Consider the following 17235-nt stretch of genomic DNA (forward strand, 5'->3'; position numbering starts at 1 on the left):
CCATGCGTACTACTCCTATCCTGCGCAGCGCCCGCGCTGCCCGTCTGCGGCGCGCCGCCATGGCCTGGCCAGTGCTGGTGGCCGGCTTGCCGATGTCCGTCAGCTACGCGCAGAGCCTGCCTTCGGGCGCCAGCGTCAGCGCCGGCAATGTCACCATCAAAACGCCAGGCGCCGGCGCGCTGCTGGTGCAGCAGCAGTCGCAACGGGCCGTGGTCAAATGGCAGGACTTCAGCATTGCCAAGGGCAGTAGCGTCACCTTTGCCCAGCCGAACGTCAATGCCGCCACCTTGAACGTGGTCACCGGCAACCAGTTGTCCGATCTGTCCGGTTCGCTGAAAGCCAATGGCTCGGTGTTCCTGATCAACCAGAACGGCATCGCGGTCGGCGCCAGCGGCGTGGTCGACACCAAGGCCGGCTTTATCGCGTCCACGCTCAGCATGGACGAAGACGCCTTCATGAAGGGCAAGAATGTCTTCAGCGGCAAAGGCGGCGCGGTGCGCAACCAGGGCCAGATCAGCACCGGCGACGGGGGCGCGGTGGTGCTGCTGGGCAGCAGTGTCAGCAACGAGGGCGTGATCAATGCGCCGCTCGGCAAAGTGGCATTGGCGTCCGGCTCGGCCGCCACGCTGGACCTCAACGGCGACGGCTTCCTGCAAGTGCTGTTGCCGGCCGACGCCAGCGGCGCCGACGGCCGCGCACTGGTCAGCAACAGCGGCGCCATCCAGGCCGACGGCGGCAGCGTGCTGCTGACTGCGGCCACGGTGCGCCAGGCGGTGCGCGAGGCGGTCTACATGCCCGGCACCATCCGCGCCCGCAGCGTGTCCGGCAAGGACGGCGCCATCGTGCTCGATGGCGGCGATGGCGGCGCGGTGCGCGTCAGCGGCACGCTCGACGCCAGCGGTGACGCCAGCGCCGGCCGCATCGACATCAGCGGCCAGCAAGTGGCTTTGCAAGGCGCCCAGCTGCAAGCCAGCGGCGGCCAGCATGGCGGCACGGTACGGGTCGGCGGCGCTTACCAGGGTGGCCATGCGCAAGACGGCGCCGACCGCCTGCCGACGCTGCGTAACGCCGACACCACCAGCATCGACAATGCCAGCAACATCGACGTCAGCAGCGCGCAAGGCAGCGGCGGCGCGGCGGTGGTCTGGAGCGAACGCAACACCGTGATGCAAGGCGCGATCGATGCGCGCGGCGCGCACAGCGGCGGCAAGGTGGAAGTGTCGTCGGCATCGACCGTGCAATCGGTGGCACTGAACCGCATTGCGCTGGGACGCGGCGGCAGCCTGCTGCTCGATCCGCAGGACATCAGCATCGACGACAACCAGGTGGCCGACCCGGTCGGCAACCTCGATTACAGCACCGGCGCCGGCGGCGCCACCCACCTGTACACCGGCGATCTGACCGCCCTGCTGTCCACCGGCGCCAGCGTGACGCTGAAAGCCAGCCAGGACATCAGCTGGAACACCTTCTCGGCCAACGTTACCCCGGCCGGCGCCGGCAATGGCGGCGACCTGAACCTGTCGGCCGGCCGCTCGATCGCCTTGTCCGGCCTGTTCAATCCGGGACACGGCAACTGGACCCTGCTGGCCAACGACCGCGCCGCCAACGGCGTGGTCAACGCCGACCGCGGCGCCGGCGAAGCCCGCATGGACCTGAGCATGGCGCGCGTTCTCAATGGTGACGGCGGCAATCTGTCGCTGACCTTGTCGGATGGCGCCGGCAACAGCAACAACACCGCCGGCGGCATCTGGCTGCCGGATTACACCGGCGCCGGCCTGACGGCCCGCATCGCCGCCGGCGTCACCACCGATTTCGGCGCCACGCCCACCATTCGCCTGGCCAACGTCAACACCAGCGGCAATATCACGCTGGACGGCAACCTGCGCAACCAGAATGGCATGACCATCATCAACAGCGCCAACGGCAACGTCAGCTGGACCGGTGAGCGCAGCGGCTCCACCATCGGCGGCGAAGGCGCGCTGCAATTCCAGCAGAACGGCGTGGCCACGCGCTATGGCGTGTTTAGCAGCTTCAACGATTCCGTGCGCGCCGCGCTGGGCGACGGCAGCGGCCTGGGCGTCAGCCGCATCTATGGCGATGCCAACCCGGATGGCGCCCACCTCGGCCAGAACCTGCTGCACATCACGGCCGGCAGCAGCACCGATGCGATCGCCGATATCCAGTCGGCGCTGAACTTTGCCGTGAGCGGCCCCGGCGTCACCGCCAATGCCGGCGGCGGCTACGCGCTGAACCTGTCGGCCAGCGCCAACAGCGGCCAGCGCGCGCCGCTGACCAGCAACTACTTCATCGACATGGCCACGGCCAGCATTCCGCTGACCATCAGCAAGCGCGCGCTGACGCCGACCATCAGCAGCGGCAGCACCACCTACGGCACCGCTGCCAGCGTGGTCAGCCTGGCCAACATCGTCAACGGCGACAGCGTAGCGCCGGTCGCCACCCGCAACGGCACGGGCGGCATTGTGCTCGACAGCGTTGGCGCCGGCTATGGCTTCGATGTGCGCACCGGCGCCGGCCTGTCCAACTTCACGTTGACCGGCCTGAGCGGCGCGGCGGCGGGCAACTACACGCTGAACCTGGGCGGCGCCATCAACGGCACGCTGTCGGTGGACCGCAAGACGTTAACGGCTTCTACCAGCGGCGGCAACAGCATCTATGGCGACGCCATGGGCTGGGTGAGCTACACGCTGCAAGGCATGCTCAGCGGCGACGACGTCACCGGGCAGACTGCGCTGACCAGCGGCGGCGTGGCGGTGACCGGCACCGCGCGCGTCCCGGTCGGCACCTATGCCTATGCAGTGACCAGCCTCGGCGGGCATGACGTCGCCAATTATCAGCTGGCCAGCAGTGGCAACAGTTATTCGACGTTTAACGTCACGCCACGCACGCTGAACTACAGCATCGACACCGTCAACACGACCTATGGCGTGGCAACCGGCGCCGGCACCGTCCAATTGACCAATCTGCTGCCCGGCGACAATGTCGTGGCAGGCGCAGCCAAAGTGGTGATCGGTGGCGCCAATCTGGCCGGCACCTCAGTCACCACGCGCGCCGGCGACTACGCCATCACCAACAGCGGCTTCAGTGGTAGCGATCTCGGCAACTACGTGCTAGCTGGCAGCAACGCAAACATGCATGTCAGCACCAGAATGCTGTCCTTGAACGACATCCTGGTCACGCAGACCTACGGCGACACCATCGTCGCGCCGCTGCTTGGCATTATCAATGGCGACCATGTCTTCAATGCGCCGTTTGTGCTGTTCGCCGACAGCTACGCTGCAGGCAGCGGTAGCGGCAGCATGCCGGTCGGCGTGTACCGTATCTCGGGCCGGAATGGCCTGAGCGGCCCCGATGCCGCCAACTACTCACTCGGCTATCACGGCGGCATCACGCCAGACTATTCGCTGAGCATCACGCCACGCGCGGTTACCTACAGCTACAGCAATTACAACGCGATCTACGGCAACACGGTGGCGCCGGTCGCGGTGCTGGGCAATGTGGTGGCCGGCGACGTGATCAGCCTGTCCGCCGCCGCCAGCAACGGCGCCGGCAGCCAGGCGGTCGGCGCCACGCTAGGCGCTGGCAGCTACACGCTGACGGGCGGCGTATTGAGCGGCAATGGCGTCGATCCGGCGCAGCCGGCCTCCCGGCGCAACTATGTGCTGGCAACCAGCGGCAACACCACGGCCGACATCACCATCTCGCCGCGCACGCTGAGCTGGACGGTGGGCGCCGGCGCGGCCCAGTACGGCGACGCCGCCACCAATGCGGTCACCTTCGGCGGCATGGGCCTGGTCGGCAACGACGTGGTGCTGCCGAAAGTGCAGGCGCTGGACAGCAACGGCGTGGCGCTGGCGCTGCCCAATGTCGGCAACTATAACGCCGGCGTGACCGCGCTGAGTGGTGCGGCGGCCGGTAACTATGTGCTGGCCGGCAACGGCAACACCACCGGCACGCTGAACGTGATACCGAAACAGATCACCTTCAGCTTCGCCAATCCGGAATCGACCTACGGCAACCTGGCGACGCCGGTGATGTTGAGCGGCTTCGTCGGCAACGACGGCGCTGCGGCACAATTGCAGGTGACCGTGCACCGCGGCCAGGATAGCGTGGTGCTGACCGACCGCACACCGGTCGGCAGCTACACCGTGGACGCGTCGGTGGCGAGCTTCAGCAATCCCAATTATGCGATGCCGTCCGCCAGCAACGTCAACGGCGTCCTGACCATCAAGCCACGCCCGATCACCTATGACGTGGGCTCGGCCACCATCGTGTACGGCAATACCATCCCGAGTACCACCGCCACGCTGAACGGCGTGCTAAGCGGCGATACTGTCGCGGCCTACGCCTCGGGCAACATCAACCACACCATCCTGCCGGTCGGCCAGTATCCACTCGGCTATAACGGCACGCCGCTGCTGTATGGCCGCGACGCCGCCAATTACCAGGTGGCCGGCCAGAACGCCGCCGGCATGCTGACCGTCACGCCCAAGCCGCTCACCTACATCAACTTGCTGGACGGTGGCGCCTCCTATACCTACGGCACGCTCACCCGCCTACCGCAGATCACCACCTTGCTCAACGGCGGCGTGGTGGACGGCGACAACGTCTCACTGAGCCCCTCCAGCTTCAACGGCCTGCACCTCTCCAGCGCCGGCTACCTGGCGGCCGGCACCTATGCCATCAACCCCATGTACCTGGTAGGCGCTGGCGCCAGCAACTACACGCTGGCCGCCGACAGCCAGCAAGACCAGTTGACCATCACCCCGGTCCAGCTGAATTTCGGCTACTACGTGCAGGCGCACGGCGCCAAGCTCGATTCCCAGCTGTACTACGGCAGCACCGCCAGCGTCGGTCTCAGCGCCACCGGCCTCACGCCAGTGACATCGCTGCCCGGCCGCCGCAAGGACGACCTCGGCGCCAGCCTGGTCTTCATGTTGCCGGGCGGCGCCGCCACCACCTTGCCGGACAAGCTGCCCGCAGGCGCCTACAATATCGTGCTGCAGGGCCTGACCGGCGCCGACGCCGGCAACTACGCCGTCAACCAGCTGGCCAGTCCAACGCTGGGCAACGTCATCGTGGCGCCGCGTCCGATCAGCGTCGATATCGCGGCGCAGACCACCCGCACCTACGGCGACCTGCCCGGTGCGATTGCCTCGACCGTCCTCGGTGCACTGCCGGGCGACGATGTGCAGGCCCTGATGCAGGCAACCAACAGCGAAAAATACCAGGTCACGCTGAGCGAGCGCAGCAATGTCGGCAACTACACGATCAGCACCACCGGCCTGACCGGCGCCGACAGCCGCAACTACAAGCTGGTCACCACCGCCACCAGCTGGTACGACCCGCTGTGGAATGTCAACTTCAGCGCCACACCGGGAAAAACGGGCAACCTGACCATCAATCCACGCCCGCTGACCATCAGCTATAGCGGCCCCACCACATCTACTTATCAGGATCTACTGACCGGCACCTTTACCGTGACCGGCATGGCCAACGGCGACACCCTGCCGCTGCAACAGCAACTGGCGTTCGGACTGAGCTCGCCGATCGATGGCGTGGTCGGCAGAGTCAGCGTGGCCAATGAGCGCACCAATGTGGGCAGCTATCGCTACTACATTAATTTCATGGGCGACACCAGCAACTACACCTACTCGAAGGACATCACCACGCTGACCATCGTGCCGCGCACCATCGCGATCAACATTCCGGACGTCAGTGCGGTCTATCTGGATACGCTGCCTGTGCGGCCGCGGTCGACCGTCACCGGCCTGCGTCAGCCTGAGGACCTGGAACTGCCGCTGGAGATCATCGGCGCCAACGGCAAGCCCATCGCGCCAGGCGACTATTCGACCACCGACGTCGGCGTCTACCAGATCCAGCCGGTCGGCCTGAGTAAAAATTACAACTTGGACACGGCCAATTCCCACTACGGCAAGTTCACCATGAATCCGACGCAAATCCACCTGGATACGCCGGCGCCATCCACGCTCACCTACGGCACCTTGCTGAGTTTCGGCAGCCTGGAGTATTGGAAACCGCTGGCCGTAATGGGCTCGGGCGCGATGGGCCTGTCGCTCAACATCACGGGCACCGGCATCCCCACCACGCAACTGGCGGCGCTGGCGACGCCCGAGGGCGGCGCGGCCCAGAACCAGACGCTGACCCAGCGTCTGGACGTCGGCGATTACAGCTACCAGCTGACGCTGGGCGGCGAGAAGGCCAGGAACTTCACGCTGGTCGGCACCACCGGCGGCAACCTGACCGTCACGCCGAAGCTGCTGACCTACACCGTCGACAACGCCTCCGGCCAGTACGGCAACTACAAGTCGTGTAACGGCAATAATTGCTACTACTGGAATCCCGGCATCGACCTCGGCACGGCCCGCCTCACCGGCGTGCAGAGCGGCGATACCATCAACGGCACCGTGGCCCTGCTCGACACGCTCGGCAATCCGGTTGTGATCGACAGCAAAACCGCAGTCGGCACGTATTTAGAAGTGGTGACCGGCCTCACCGGCGATAAGGTGCACAACTACCGCATCGCGCCGGGCGGCAGCGCCCCCGGCCTCATGCAGATCACGCCGATGTGGCTCAGTTTCGCCACCACCAGCGGAATTTTCCTGGGCGGCTACGGCTTTGCCGGTACGCCGGGCGTGCCGACGCTGCGCGGACCGGACGGCGCCGTGCTGCCGAATGGCGACCAGGTGGAGGGGCTGGTCACCGCCCACGACCCGTCTGGCCGCATCGTGGCCAACCTCAACCAGTTGATGGCCGGCCGCTACACCTTTACCGTGGACGGTCTGACCGGCAAGGACGCCGGCAACTACCGCCTGATCCGCTTCAACTCCAACGGTTCGTATGGGGCCAACGACGTCGGCACGCTGGACGTGTATGCCGACACCACGCTGGGCCTGGGCCTGGTGCAGCAGGTGACGCCGCCACCGGCGCCACCGCCGCCGCCGGCGCCGCCGATCGTCAAAGTGCCGCAGTCCAACACGCCGACGCCGGAATTCAACCAGATCGCCAGCATCGTGCCAACCAGCACCCCGATCCTGACCGCGCAGACGCAGATCGGCAACAGCACCGTCACGGTGGAGGCCAGCACCTCCGGCGTGACGGTGCGGGCGCCGGCGCTGGGCATGGTGGCCGACGATGGCGGCATCCGCTTCACCAGCGGCTCCGGTACCAGCGGCGCCACCGATACCACCCGTCCGCCCACCACCACCGGCGCCAGCGGCGACACCAACGTCGGCCTGACCAGCGTGGGCGTGAGCGGCGCGGCGGCAGCCGGCGCCGAGGGTGGCGCCAGCCTGGGCGACAACGCCAGCATTTCGGCGCAAGCCCAGGCCACCATCGACGCGCTGGCCAAGGTCGGCATCACCGGCGTGACCGTGACCGCCAACGCCAGCGTCCACAGCGATGTGGAGCTCAACTTCGGCCCCGGCTACGCCTCGGTCGGCGTGCAGGGCGACGCCAGCGTCAACATCACCATCAGCCGCACCGGCGCCCACATCGTCGCCGATGCCAGCGCCGGCGTGAACGCCGATGTCGGCGTCAGCGACCATGTCGGCGGTGTCGGCACGGTCAGCGGCAACGTCGGCGCCGGCGCCTTCGTCTACGCGCGGTCGGATACCCAGTACGGCTACGCGAATGGCAGGGTCACCACCACGGTCGACGAATCGGTCGGCGTCGGCGCCCGCATCGGCGCCTCGGGCGGCGTTTCCGGCAGTGTCGGCAGCGTCGAAGCGGGCGCCACGCTGTATTCGCCCGGCTCGGTCGGCATCGGTTTCAGCTGGACCGGCGGCTATTCGGACGGTGCGGTGACGGTCGGCTTCGACCTCGGCGCCAAGCTCGGCATCGGCGGCCTGGACCTGAAGCTCAACTTCACCATCGATCCGATGGCGGGCATGAACGCGATTGCCAACAGCAGCTTTGCTTCGTGGCTGTTCAGCGCGTTTGGCGGCTCCACCTATGACGAGCGCGAAACCGAAACCAATGAAAACAACCATGGCGCCGACCTGAAGAACGATCCGGTGACCCGCTTCGCCTTCCTCAAATCGCACACCAACTGGCAGAACGCCTACAAGGACCAGACCGACAACAAGGCCTTCTACGCCAACTACCAGGCGCTGCTGGACAGGACCGCCGCCGTCACCAAGCGCGAGGCCGATGCCCAGGCCACCTTCCTGGACCTGCTGAAGACCGATCCGGCCAAGGCGGTGGCCTACGCCCACGCCGGCAACCTGGCCCAACTGAACGGCGCCGAAAATGACCTGACCAACAACGCCAAGGACATGGGCGTGCAACTGGCCGTCAAGGACGGCAAGCTGGCCTATGTCAGCATTTCGAAATAAGGAGCAACGATGACATTACAACGACAACTGATCGCCGCCGCTGCCGGCGCCCTGCTGCTGGCCCAGGCCCAGGCCCAGAACGGGCCGGAACTATCGCTCAGCGGCCAGCCGCGCTCGTGGCTGGTGCAAGGCCGCGCCTGGCAGTCGGAAGGCTATGAAGGCGCGCGCTGGGGCATGAGCGTGGAGCAAGTCAAAGCGGTGATTGCCGCCGCCCACCCACAGGCGCTGGCCACGCTCAAACAGCAGACCGACCTGGAAACCCGCACCCTGGGCATGGCGGTGGTGCTGCCGTCGCTGGCGCCGGGACCGGGTCCGGTCACCATCAGCTATGTGTTCGGCGCCACTCGCCACGGCCTGATCGCCGTGCACCTGACCTGGGTGCAGCCAGGCAATCCATCCGAGCCCCAGCGCCAGGCGCTGCTGAAGGCCGGCACCGAACTGGCCAGCGGCCTGGTCGGCTTCCGCTGGCCGGAGCTGGGCACGACCCGCGGCCAGGTGCGCGGTCCCGGCGCACTGGTACTATTTTCCGGCCGCGACCCGGCCGGCGGCGGCGTCGAGATCCGCCTCGACGGCATCAGCTACGATGTCGAGCGCCGTGGCGCGCCCGGCCAGACCGACCATAAAACGGCGCCGCCCGGACCGGCCGGTCTGCGCCTGTCCTATGTTGCCAGTCTCGACAATCCCGACGTTTACCAGATCCCGCCCGGCTCCTTTTGAGCAGGCCCAGCAAGAAAGCACACCATGTCCAACCGATTCTTCCGCCAACTGACTGTTCTCATGACCTTCGCCATCGCCACTGCCGTCCAGGCCCAGGCGCCAGTCCCTGCGCCTTCGCCAGCCGCGCCCGCCGCACCGGCGCTCCACGTGATCACCGGCTTCCGCAGCGCTCACTTCGGTATGACTGAAGCCGAAGTCCGGCAGGCGGTGCAGCACGACTTCCCGGCCGACGCCGCCGGCCTGCGCGCCTTCGACAACCCTACCGAACGCACCCGTGTGCTGGCGGTCGGCTTGCTGAAGCTGGAACCGGGACCGGCCTCCGCCGCCGTCAGCTACATCTTCGGCGCCACTTCGCACCAGTTGATCCAGGTCAACGTCGTGTGGACCACCGGCGAACAGCCGAGCGAACAGGAGCGCGCGCAGATCGCCGCCGCCGGTTTCCAGCTGACCTCGTATTTCCGTGAATTGACGTGGGAACCGGGCCACACCGGCAGCGGCGCGTCGCGCGCTCCCGGCGTGCTGACCCTGTTCACCGGCGTGGACAGCAAGAATGCCGTGGTAGAAGTGCGCCTGAGCGGCGTCGCGGTGGGCAAGGCGGCGCAGCCCGCCGGCCCAACCCAGCTGCGCCTGGCATACGCGGCCAAAGCCGGCCAGCCGGATGTGGCGCCGGCGCCGAAACCAGGCTCGTTCTGATCGCGCGGCCGTCGCAAGACGGCCGCATCCATCATCAAATGCAGCGTGCAAAGCAAAAGGGCCTGAAGATTTCTCTTCAGGCCCTTCTACTTACGAATTTTGGTGCGGCTGGCAGGAATCGAACCCACGACCCCTTGGTTCGTAGCCAAGTACTCTATCCAGCTGAGCTACAGCCGCATTGTGCAAGCATTATAAAGCATTCATTTCGTTTTGCAAAGCGCGATATTTTCTATCGTTTAATCGGTCCGGCGTACGAAACACCAAATCAATCACTTTGCAAACAGCTTTACTGCAAGCCTTTCAAACAGCATGCCGTTCGAAAGAAGCAGCATTATAGGGACGCCGCCCCGGCTTGTCCAGTCCTCTGTGCGTGGCCCAGGTTCAGGTGCCGAATTCGGCCGCCGCCTTGGCCGACCACAACGCCTCGTTGTAGGACGGATACGGATCGCCATAACAGTCGATATGGCCGTCGGCCCCGACAAACTTGATCCACCAGCCGGCGCTGTCCGACAGGATGGCGATATCGCCCTCGCGGCAATGCCCGACTATCTCCTCGCCCGCCGCCAATACCACGATCTTCACCTTGCGGTGCTTGATAACTTCAGCCATGTTTCCCTCGCTTCATTCATGCCAGTGATTGCGCACATTACGAATTTGAATTTGCATTCTTTTGCGCGTTGCAGCATCATGCAGTTGTCTCCTCTATTCTCCTCCAAGGAAATAGATTTAGCCCGCTCCTGTAGCGGGCTTTTTTTTTACCGTGTAGGATGCACTCAGCTGTGCCTTTTAACAAGACAGATAGAAGACAGATAACAGAGAGCGCCCGCATCGAATGAATCACCCTGCCGCCGTCACGCCGCCAACGCCCGACTGGTCACAAACCGCCCTTGGCGATGCCGCCAGTTGGCCCCCCAGCCTGCGCCTGACCATCGACATCCTGCTGAACTCCCCGCAAGCCATGCTGCTGATGTGGGGACCACAGCAAATCATGGTTTACAACGAAGCTTACGCCGCCCTGATCGGCTTGCCCAGCCTGCGCCCGCCCGGCGGCCATGTGCCATCCATGCAGCCGGCCGCCTGGAGCTGGAGCAGCGCCGCCCTGGCCCCGGTCCGCGCAGGCCGCAGCCTGAGCTATCGCGGCTGCAACCTGCCGCTGTGGCGCGATGGCCGCATGGAACAGCAGGCGCTGGACCTGTACTACACGCCGGTGACCGGCGACGACGGCGTGGCCGGCATCCTGTGCACGCTGGCGCTGGCCCGTCCGGCCGCCTCGGCCGACAACCAGGCGCCGCTGCGCCTGCTGGTAGTGGAAGACAACAACGACGCCCGTTACCTGGTGTGCGAAACCCTGCGCGCGCTCGGCCACGAAGTGGAAGCCGTGGCCAGCGGCGAAGACGCGCTGCCGATGCTGGCCCAGCACCAGTTCGACGTGTTGTTCACTGACGTCAGCCTGCCCGGCATGTCCGGCGTCGACCTGGCCCGCCAGGCCTTGCAACAGCGGCCTGACCTGGCGATATTGTTCGCCTCCGGCTATGGCGACGAGCTGACCCGGCGCCTGGAATTCTCGGCCCAGTCATTGCAAAAACCTTACGATATCGAGCAACTGCAAACCATGCTGGAACAAATCGCCGCAACGCTGCGCGGCGGCTGATTGGCAGCCGCCGCGGCGGACTGCCAACCGTGCGGAGGCGGCGCGGGGGTTGGGGCTAGAATGAATGCATGATAGTTCAGAACGACTCCAGCGGCCCCTTGCCTCTTGCGCCGGACGCGCACGAAGAGTTGTTGCGCGCCAGGGAAGCCTTGCATCTCAGCCAACTGGAACTGCGCGCCCTCGCCAACTCCATGCCGCAACTGGCCTGGATCGCCGAGCAGGATGGCGCCATGGTCTGGTACAACCAGCGCTGGTACGACTACACCGGCACCACGCCCGACCAGATGACCGACAACGGCTGGCAGCGCGTCTACGCGCCGGACTGCCTGGCCGCCATGATGGCCCACTGGGAACAATCCTGCCGCAGCGGCACGCCGTTTGAACTGGAAGTGCCGATCCGCAGCGCCAGCGGCGAGTTCCGCTGGTTCCTGATGCTGGCCAACCCGGTCCACCGCACCGACGGCAGCGTGTTGCGCTGGTTCGGCACCTGCACCGATGTCGACCAAGTCAAGCGCGCGCAGGAAGCCTTGCGCGATGAAACCGCCGTGCTGGAGCTGCTCAACCGCACCGGCGCCGCGCTGGCCTCGCAGCGCGACCTCAATCCCTTGCTGCAAGATGTCACCGACGCCGCCACCAGCATCAGCGGCGCCCGCTTTGGCGCGTTCTTTTACCACACCACCAACGGCGCCGGCGACACCATGGCGCCGCACACGCTGTCGACCGGCGCTGCCGACACCTTCGCCCATTTCGCCGAGGAGCGCGCCGCCACCCTGTTCGGCCCCAGCATGCGCGGAGAAGGCGCGGTGCGCTGCGACGATCTGGCGCCGGACGGGCCGCCGGGCCAGCAACTGGTGCGCAGCTACCTGGCGATGCCGGTGGCGCTGCGCAGCGGCGCGGTAATCGGCTGCCTGATGTTCGGCCATCCGGAACCGGGCATGTTCAGCGAGCGCACCGAACGCATCATCCGCGCCATTGCCGCCCAGGCCGCTGTCGCGATCGACAACGCGCAACTGTACGAAGCCTCGCAACGCGCCGCCGAAGAGCGCAAGCTGTTGCTCGATTCCGAGCGTCAGGCGCGCGCCGAGGCCGAACACACCAGCCAGCTGAAGGATGAATTCCTGGCCACCCTGTCGCACGAGCTGCGCACGCCGCTGACCGCCATTCTCGGCTGGGCCCAGGTGCTGCGCCGAGGCAACCGCGGCGAGGCCGACCTGCACCGCGGCCTGCTCACCATCGAACGCAACGCCCGCACCCAGGCCCAGCTGATCGAAGACTTGCTGGACATGAGCAGCATCGCCTCCGGCCGCGTCAAGCTGGAAATGCAGACGCTGGGGCCGGCCGCCATTGCCGCCGCCGCCATCGAATCGGTGCGCGCCGCCGCCGAGGCCAAGCAGATCCGCATCGACAAGGAATTTGCCGCCATGCCCGGCATGGTGGTGGGCGATGCGCACCGCCTGCAACAAATCCTGTGGAATTTGCTGAGCAACGCGCTGAAGTTCACGCCGCGCGGCGGCACGGTCACCGTGGGTGTGCAACGCGAGGGAGACCAGATCGCCATCAGCGTGCGCGACAGCGGCATCGGCATTCCACCCGACTTCCTCAGCCATGTATTCGAGCGCTTCCGCCAAGCCGACGCCACCACCACCCGCGAACACGGCGGCCTGGGGCTGGGACTGGCCATCGTCAAACATCTGGTCGAGCAGCATGGCGGCACCATCAGCGTGGCCAGCGCGGGCGAAGGCCATGGCGCCTGCTTCACGCTGCGGCTGCCGCGCCACGATGCCCAGCTGGCGGCCGCCGATCCGCTGACGCCGGGCGCCGACACGCATGGTGCGGCGCATGATTTGTCCGGCCTGCAAGTGCTGGTGGTCGACGACGAGGACGATGCGCGCGAACTGATACGGCGCATCCTGTCCGACTGCAATGCCGACGTGCTGACCGCCGCCACTGCTACCGAGGCCTTGCTGTTGCTGCAACACGAGCGGCCGGACCTGATGGTCAGCGATCTCGGCATGCCGGAGGTCGACGGCTACGGCCTGCTGGACCGCATCCGCGCGCTGGGGCCGGCGCGCGGCGGCGATCTGCCGGCCATCGCGCTGACCGCATTTGCCCGTTCGGAAGACCGTATCAAGGCGCTGTCCAGCGGTTTCCTGGCGCACATCGCCAAGCCGGTCGAGCCGACCGAGTTGATCGCCAAGGTGGCCGCCATGGGCGCGGCCCGCCGTCTCGCCTGAAATCGATATCACCATAATCATAAGCGTGATTAAATTTCCATGAGGCAACTTTACAACTCCTACTTTATGACGCGGCAATGTCCTACAAGCAATCCCACAAAGTCTTGATACACTACAAAACTGCATAAAACAGCGTGGAATAATTTCCGCATAGAAATAAATATGCTTGTGTGCGCCGCACCACCCGAACATTGCGCTATTATCGAATTACTATTAAACGTAAAAGACTGAGACCATCATGCCGAGCCGAGACGAAATCCTGAACGCCAAGATCCTGGTGGTGGATGACAGCGCCGACAACGTCGAACTGATGTTGGAGATTTTGCGCGAGGCCGGCTATACGGATGTGTCTTCCACCATGCTGCCGGAACAGGTGTGTCCGCTGCACCGCCAGCAGTGCTACGACCTGATTCTGCTGGACCTGCAAATGCCCGGCCTGAACGGCTTCCAGGTCATGAAGGGCCTGAAGGAAATCGAACAGGGCGGCTATCTGCCGGTGCTGGCGCTAACCGCCCAGCCAAGCTTCAAGATCGCCGCACTGGAAGCCGGCGCGCGCGACTTCATCAGCAAGCCCTTCGACCTGCTGGAAGTCCACAAACGCATCCACAATATGCTGGAAGTACGCCTGCTATACAAGGAACTGGCACAGTACAGCCGCCAGCAGCAGGAACTGGCACTGCACGATCCGCTGACCGCCCTGCCCAACCGCCGGCTGCTGGAAGACCGCATCGCCACCGTCTTGCAGCATGCCGCGCGCCAGCAGAACAAGGCTGCCGTCATGTATCTGGACCTGGACGGTTTCAAGACCATCAACGACACCCACGGCCACGCCTACGGTGACGACATCCTCAAGCAGGTGGCGCAGCGCCTGGTCGGCTGCTCGCGCAAAGAAGACACCGTGGCGCGCGTTGGCGGCGACGAGTTCGTCATCGTCATGGGCGACATCGCCCATGTCGGCGACACCCAGGAGCCGGCCAACAAGCTGATTGAGGCAGTCGCCCAGCCGTATGTCGTCAACGGCCTGACGCTGCAACTGTCGACCAGCATCGGCGTCGCCCTGTTCCCGGACGACGCTACCGAAGTGGCGGCGTTGATTGCTGCTGCGGATGGCGCCCTGTACGAAGCCAAGCGCTCCGGCAAGAACCGCTGCTGCACCGCGCAGTCGATGCGCAACCAGCCCACCGCCCACCACACACTGTCTCCCACGCTGGCATGAAAAAAGCGGGCCGCGGCCCGCTTTTTTTGTATGACAGCAGCGCTTAGTGCGCCGCTTCTTCCTTCAGTCCGGTCTTGGTCGACTCTTCCACCTTGCCGGCATGCTGATGGTCTTCATGCGCGTTCACCACATCCGGAGGGACTTCAATGCGGGTAATACCGGAATCAATCGAGACTGGATCGCTGGCCGGGAAAGTCATTTCCACGGCGCTGTCCAGCAGCGTTTCGCGCGCCTGCTCGGCCGGCGTTTCCTGTTCCAGCTCGGCCAGGGTAGTGATCGCCACCGCCCATTTGACGAACTCCAGATTGGCCAGGTCGCGCACCGTGACCACGTTGAAGGCTTGCGTCAACGCTTTGGCGTCCTTGGCGCTCAGACCGCGCAAGGCACTGGTTGGTGCATCGGCCAGCGCGCGGAAGCTGTGGCCCACATATTCTTTGTCCACGACAGTATCGATGTTCATGATGGAATCCTTTCAGTTGACGTCCTGGCCCACTGTGACAGCAAGGGGCCGGCGGGTCTGTGCGGAAGCGAACGCAGTCCGGTCTGCCCCCCTTCCCGCGTTCGGTTCAACTCGGCTGTTTTTGACTTTCATTTACCCCCTTGTTATGATCAATTGTGCATCTTGCCGCGTGCAGAGAACCCGTGCCTAACGTGCCTAAAATCGACAAACCCAAGATCCTGGTCGTCAATGACGACGCCAACAGCCTGTTCGCGCTGACCAGCCTGCTCGCCCAATGGGCCGAGCAGGAAGCCTATGAAGTCCTGGCCGCACGCTCGGGCCAGGATGCGCTACGCCAGGTGCTGATGCACGACTTCGCCGTCATCCTGCTCGACGTCAATATGCCCGGCATGGACGGCTTTGAAACCGCCGAAGCGATCCACGCCCGCGCGCGCTCGGCCGACATCCCCATCATCTTCATCACCGCCTTCCTCGCCGACGAACTGGACCGCCTGAAGGCCTACCAGCACGGCGCCGTCGATTTCCTGTTCACGCCGGTCATCCCGCAGGTGCTGTACGCCAAGATCGCGGTGTTCGTGGCCTTGGCCATGAAGAACGAGGAACTGAAGAAGCAGGCGCGCCAGCTCAGCCAGCGCACCACCGAACTGACCGCCACCAATCAGCGCCTGACCCGTGAAATCGAAGAACGCAAGTCGATGGAGCGGCAGAACCATGCCAAGGATGAATTCCTCGCCATGCTGGGCCACGAGCTGCGCAATCCGCTCAGTGCCATCAGCAGCGCCGCTTCGCTGATCGGCCTGCCTGGCGTATCGGTCGATGGCGTGCAGCGCGCCAAGAAAATCATTCAGCGCCAGAGCCAGCACCTGGGCCGCATCGTCGACGATTTGCTGGACCTGTCACGCGCCATGTCCGGCAAGATTTTGCTGAACCGCGTGCCGCTCGACCTGGCCAAGCTGGTGGCAACCTCATTGGAAACCTGCCGCGCCACCGGCCGCAGCACCGACTACGATCTGGTGCAGGACCTGGACGCCGGCTGGATCGACGGCGATCCGACCCGGCTGGAACAAATCACCAGCAACCTGCTGGATAACGCCCTCAAGTACACGCCGCCGGGCGGCCGCGTCGAAGTCCGTACCTGGACCGAGAACGACGACGTAGTGCTGAGCGTGCGCGACACCGGGGTCGGCATCGCCGCCGAGCTGTTGCCGCATGTGTTCGATGTATTCGTCCAGGGCAGCAGCACGCTGGACCGTTCACAAGGCGGGCTGGGCATCGGCCTGTCGCTGGTGCGCCGGCTGGCCGAACTGCATGGCGGCGGCATCGACGCCGAAAGCGCCGGCGAGAACCGAGGCAGCACCTTCACGCTGCGCATGCCGCGCATCGAGCACCAGGTGGCGCCGTTGTCGCCGCCGGTGTCGTCGCTGAGCGACCACGGCAAGCCGCGCGTGCTGCTGATCGAAGACAACGACGACGGCCGCGAAATGATGACCATGATGCTCGGCGGTTACGGCTACGACGTCACCTCGGCCGCCGACGGCCTGCTGGGGCTGGACGCCGCGCGCGACCACCAGCCCGACCTGGCGCTGGTCGACATCGGCCTGCCCGGCATCGACGGCTACGAAGTGGCGCGCCGGCTGCGCGCCGACCCGGCCACGCGCGACATCAAGCTGATCGCCCTCACCGGTTACGGCCTGGCGGAAGACCTGCGCCGCGTGATGGAAGCTGGCTTCGACCGCCACCTGGTCAAGCCGGTCGATATTGACCAGTTGATGGAGGTGATCGATACCTGTGCGCAGGTGCCGGTCAAACAATAGCGCAGCAGCCGCGCACGCTTGCACCACGGTGCGCCACGACCGTCAAAGCTCGGGTATGATCGGGTCACACCGTCG

Annotated in this window: 9 protein-coding genes and 1 tRNA gene; 7 read left to right on the forward strand and 3 right to left on the reverse strand. The window is 65.4% G+C overall.

The features are described 5' to 3' along the window. Window positions 1-2 precede the first annotated feature (2 nt). Genes GTP69_RS18905 through GTP69_RS18915 form a run of 3 tightly spaced genes read left to right on the forward strand, consistent with a single transcriptional unit; the run spans window position 3 to window position 9785 of the window. The gene (locus GTP69_RS18905; protein ID WP_161056310.1) at window positions 3-8375 is read left to right on the forward strand and encodes a two-partner secretion domain-containing protein; all 8373 of its coding nucleotides are present in this window, start codon (window positions 3-5) and stop codon (window positions 8373-8375) included. Between the two features lie 9 nt (window positions 8376-8384). Further along, window positions 8385-9092 (forward strand): hypothetical protein, encoded by a 708-nt coding sequence (locus GTP69_RS18910; RefSeq protein WP_161056311.1) that lies wholly within the window; start codon window positions 8385-8387, stop codon window positions 9090-9092. Window positions 9093-9116: 24 nt separating this feature from the next. Next, the gene (locus GTP69_RS18915; protein WP_161056312.1) at window positions 9117-9785 is read left to right on the forward strand and encodes a hypothetical protein; all 669 of its coding nucleotides are present in this window, start codon (window positions 9117-9119) and stop codon (window positions 9783-9785) included. Window positions 9786-9885: 100 nt separating this feature from the next. On the opposite strand, the gene GTP69_RS18920 is transcribed toward GTP69_RS18915, so the two are convergent. Further along, window positions 9886-9962, reverse strand: a tRNA-Arg gene (locus GTP69_RS18920). Between the two features lie 204 nt (window positions 9963-10166). Then, on the reverse strand, window positions 10167-10394 hold the full coding sequence (locus tag GTP69_RS18925) for a hypothetical protein (protein ID WP_161056313.1): 228 nt from the start codon (window positions 10392-10394) through the stop codon (window positions 10167-10169). Window positions 10395-10617: 223 nt separating this feature from the next. Between GTP69_RS18925 and GTP69_RS18930 the strand changes: the two genes are divergently transcribed. The 3 genes from GTP69_RS18930 (at window position 10618) to GTP69_RS18940 (ending at window position 14886) form a co-directional block, all read left to right on the forward strand. Then, window positions 10618-11436: a response regulator gene (locus tag GTP69_RS18930; RefSeq protein ID WP_161056314.1), complete on the forward strand. Its 819-nt coding sequence runs from the start codon at window positions 10618-10620 to the stop codon at window positions 11434-11436. A 68-nt stretch (window positions 11437-11504) separates the two neighbouring features. Continuing rightward, entirely contained in the window at window positions 11505-13670 is a 2166-nt protein-coding gene (locus GTP69_RS18935) for an ATP-binding protein (protein ID WP_161056315.1), read from the forward strand. A gap of 238 nt (window positions 13671-13908) precedes the next feature. Further along, entirely contained in the window at window positions 13909-14886 is a 978-nt protein-coding gene (locus GTP69_RS18940) for a diguanylate cyclase domain-containing protein (RefSeq protein ID WP_161056316.1), read from the forward strand. A gap of 43 nt (window positions 14887-14929) precedes the next feature. Here GTP69_RS18940 and GTP69_RS18945 read toward each other — a convergent pair whose 3' ends face one another. Beyond that, window positions 14930-15346: a hypothetical protein gene (locus GTP69_RS18945; protein WP_110848221.1), complete on the reverse strand. Its 417-nt coding sequence runs from the start codon at window positions 15344-15346 to the stop codon at window positions 14930-14932. A gap of 191 nt (window positions 15347-15537) precedes the next feature. Between GTP69_RS18945 and GTP69_RS18950 the strand changes: the two genes are divergently transcribed. Beyond that, on the forward strand, window positions 15538-17160 hold the full coding sequence (locus tag GTP69_RS18950; protein ID WP_161056386.1) for a response regulator: 1623 nt from the start codon (window positions 15538-15540) through the stop codon (window positions 17158-17160). Window positions 17161-17235: the final 75 nt, after the last annotated feature.

Origin of the sequence: Duganella levis (genome assembly GCF_009857605.1) — a bacterium.
Taxonomy (GTDB): Bacteria; Pseudomonadota; Gammaproteobacteria; order Burkholderiales; family Burkholderiaceae_D; genus Rugamonas; species Rugamonas levis.

Bases quoted from the DNA above. Each gene is read 5' to 3' on its own strand.
- GTP69_RS18905 (WP_161056310.1), top strand. From the start codon at position 3: ATGCGTACTACTCCTATCCTGCGCAGCGCCCGCGCTGCCCGTCTGCGG.
- GTP69_RS18930 (WP_161056314.1), top strand. From the start codon at position 10,618: ATGAATCACCCTGCCGCCGTCACGCCGCCAACGCCCGACTGGTCACAA.
- GTP69_RS18935 (WP_161056315.1), top strand. From the start codon at position 11,505: ATGATAGTTCAGAACGACTCCAGCGGCCCCTTGCCTCTTGCGCCGGAC.
- GTP69_RS18945 (WP_110848221.1), bottom strand. From the start codon at position 15,346: ATGAACATCGATACTGTCGTGGACAAAGAATATGTGGGCCACAGCTTC.
- GTP69_RS18910 (WP_161056311.1), top strand. From the start codon at position 8,385: ATGACATTACAACGACAACTGATCGCCGCCGCTGCCGGCGCCCTGCTG.
- GTP69_RS18915 (WP_161056312.1), top strand. From the start codon at position 9,117: ATGTCCAACCGATTCTTCCGCCAACTGACTGTTCTCATGACCTTCGCC.
- GTP69_RS18925 (WP_161056313.1), bottom strand. From the start codon at position 10,394: ATGGCTGAAGTTATCAAGCACCGCAAGGTGAAGATCGTGGTATTGGCG.
- GTP69_RS18940 (WP_161056316.1), top strand. From the start codon at position 13,909: ATGCCGAGCCGAGACGAAATCCTGAACGCCAAGATCCTGGTGGTGGAT.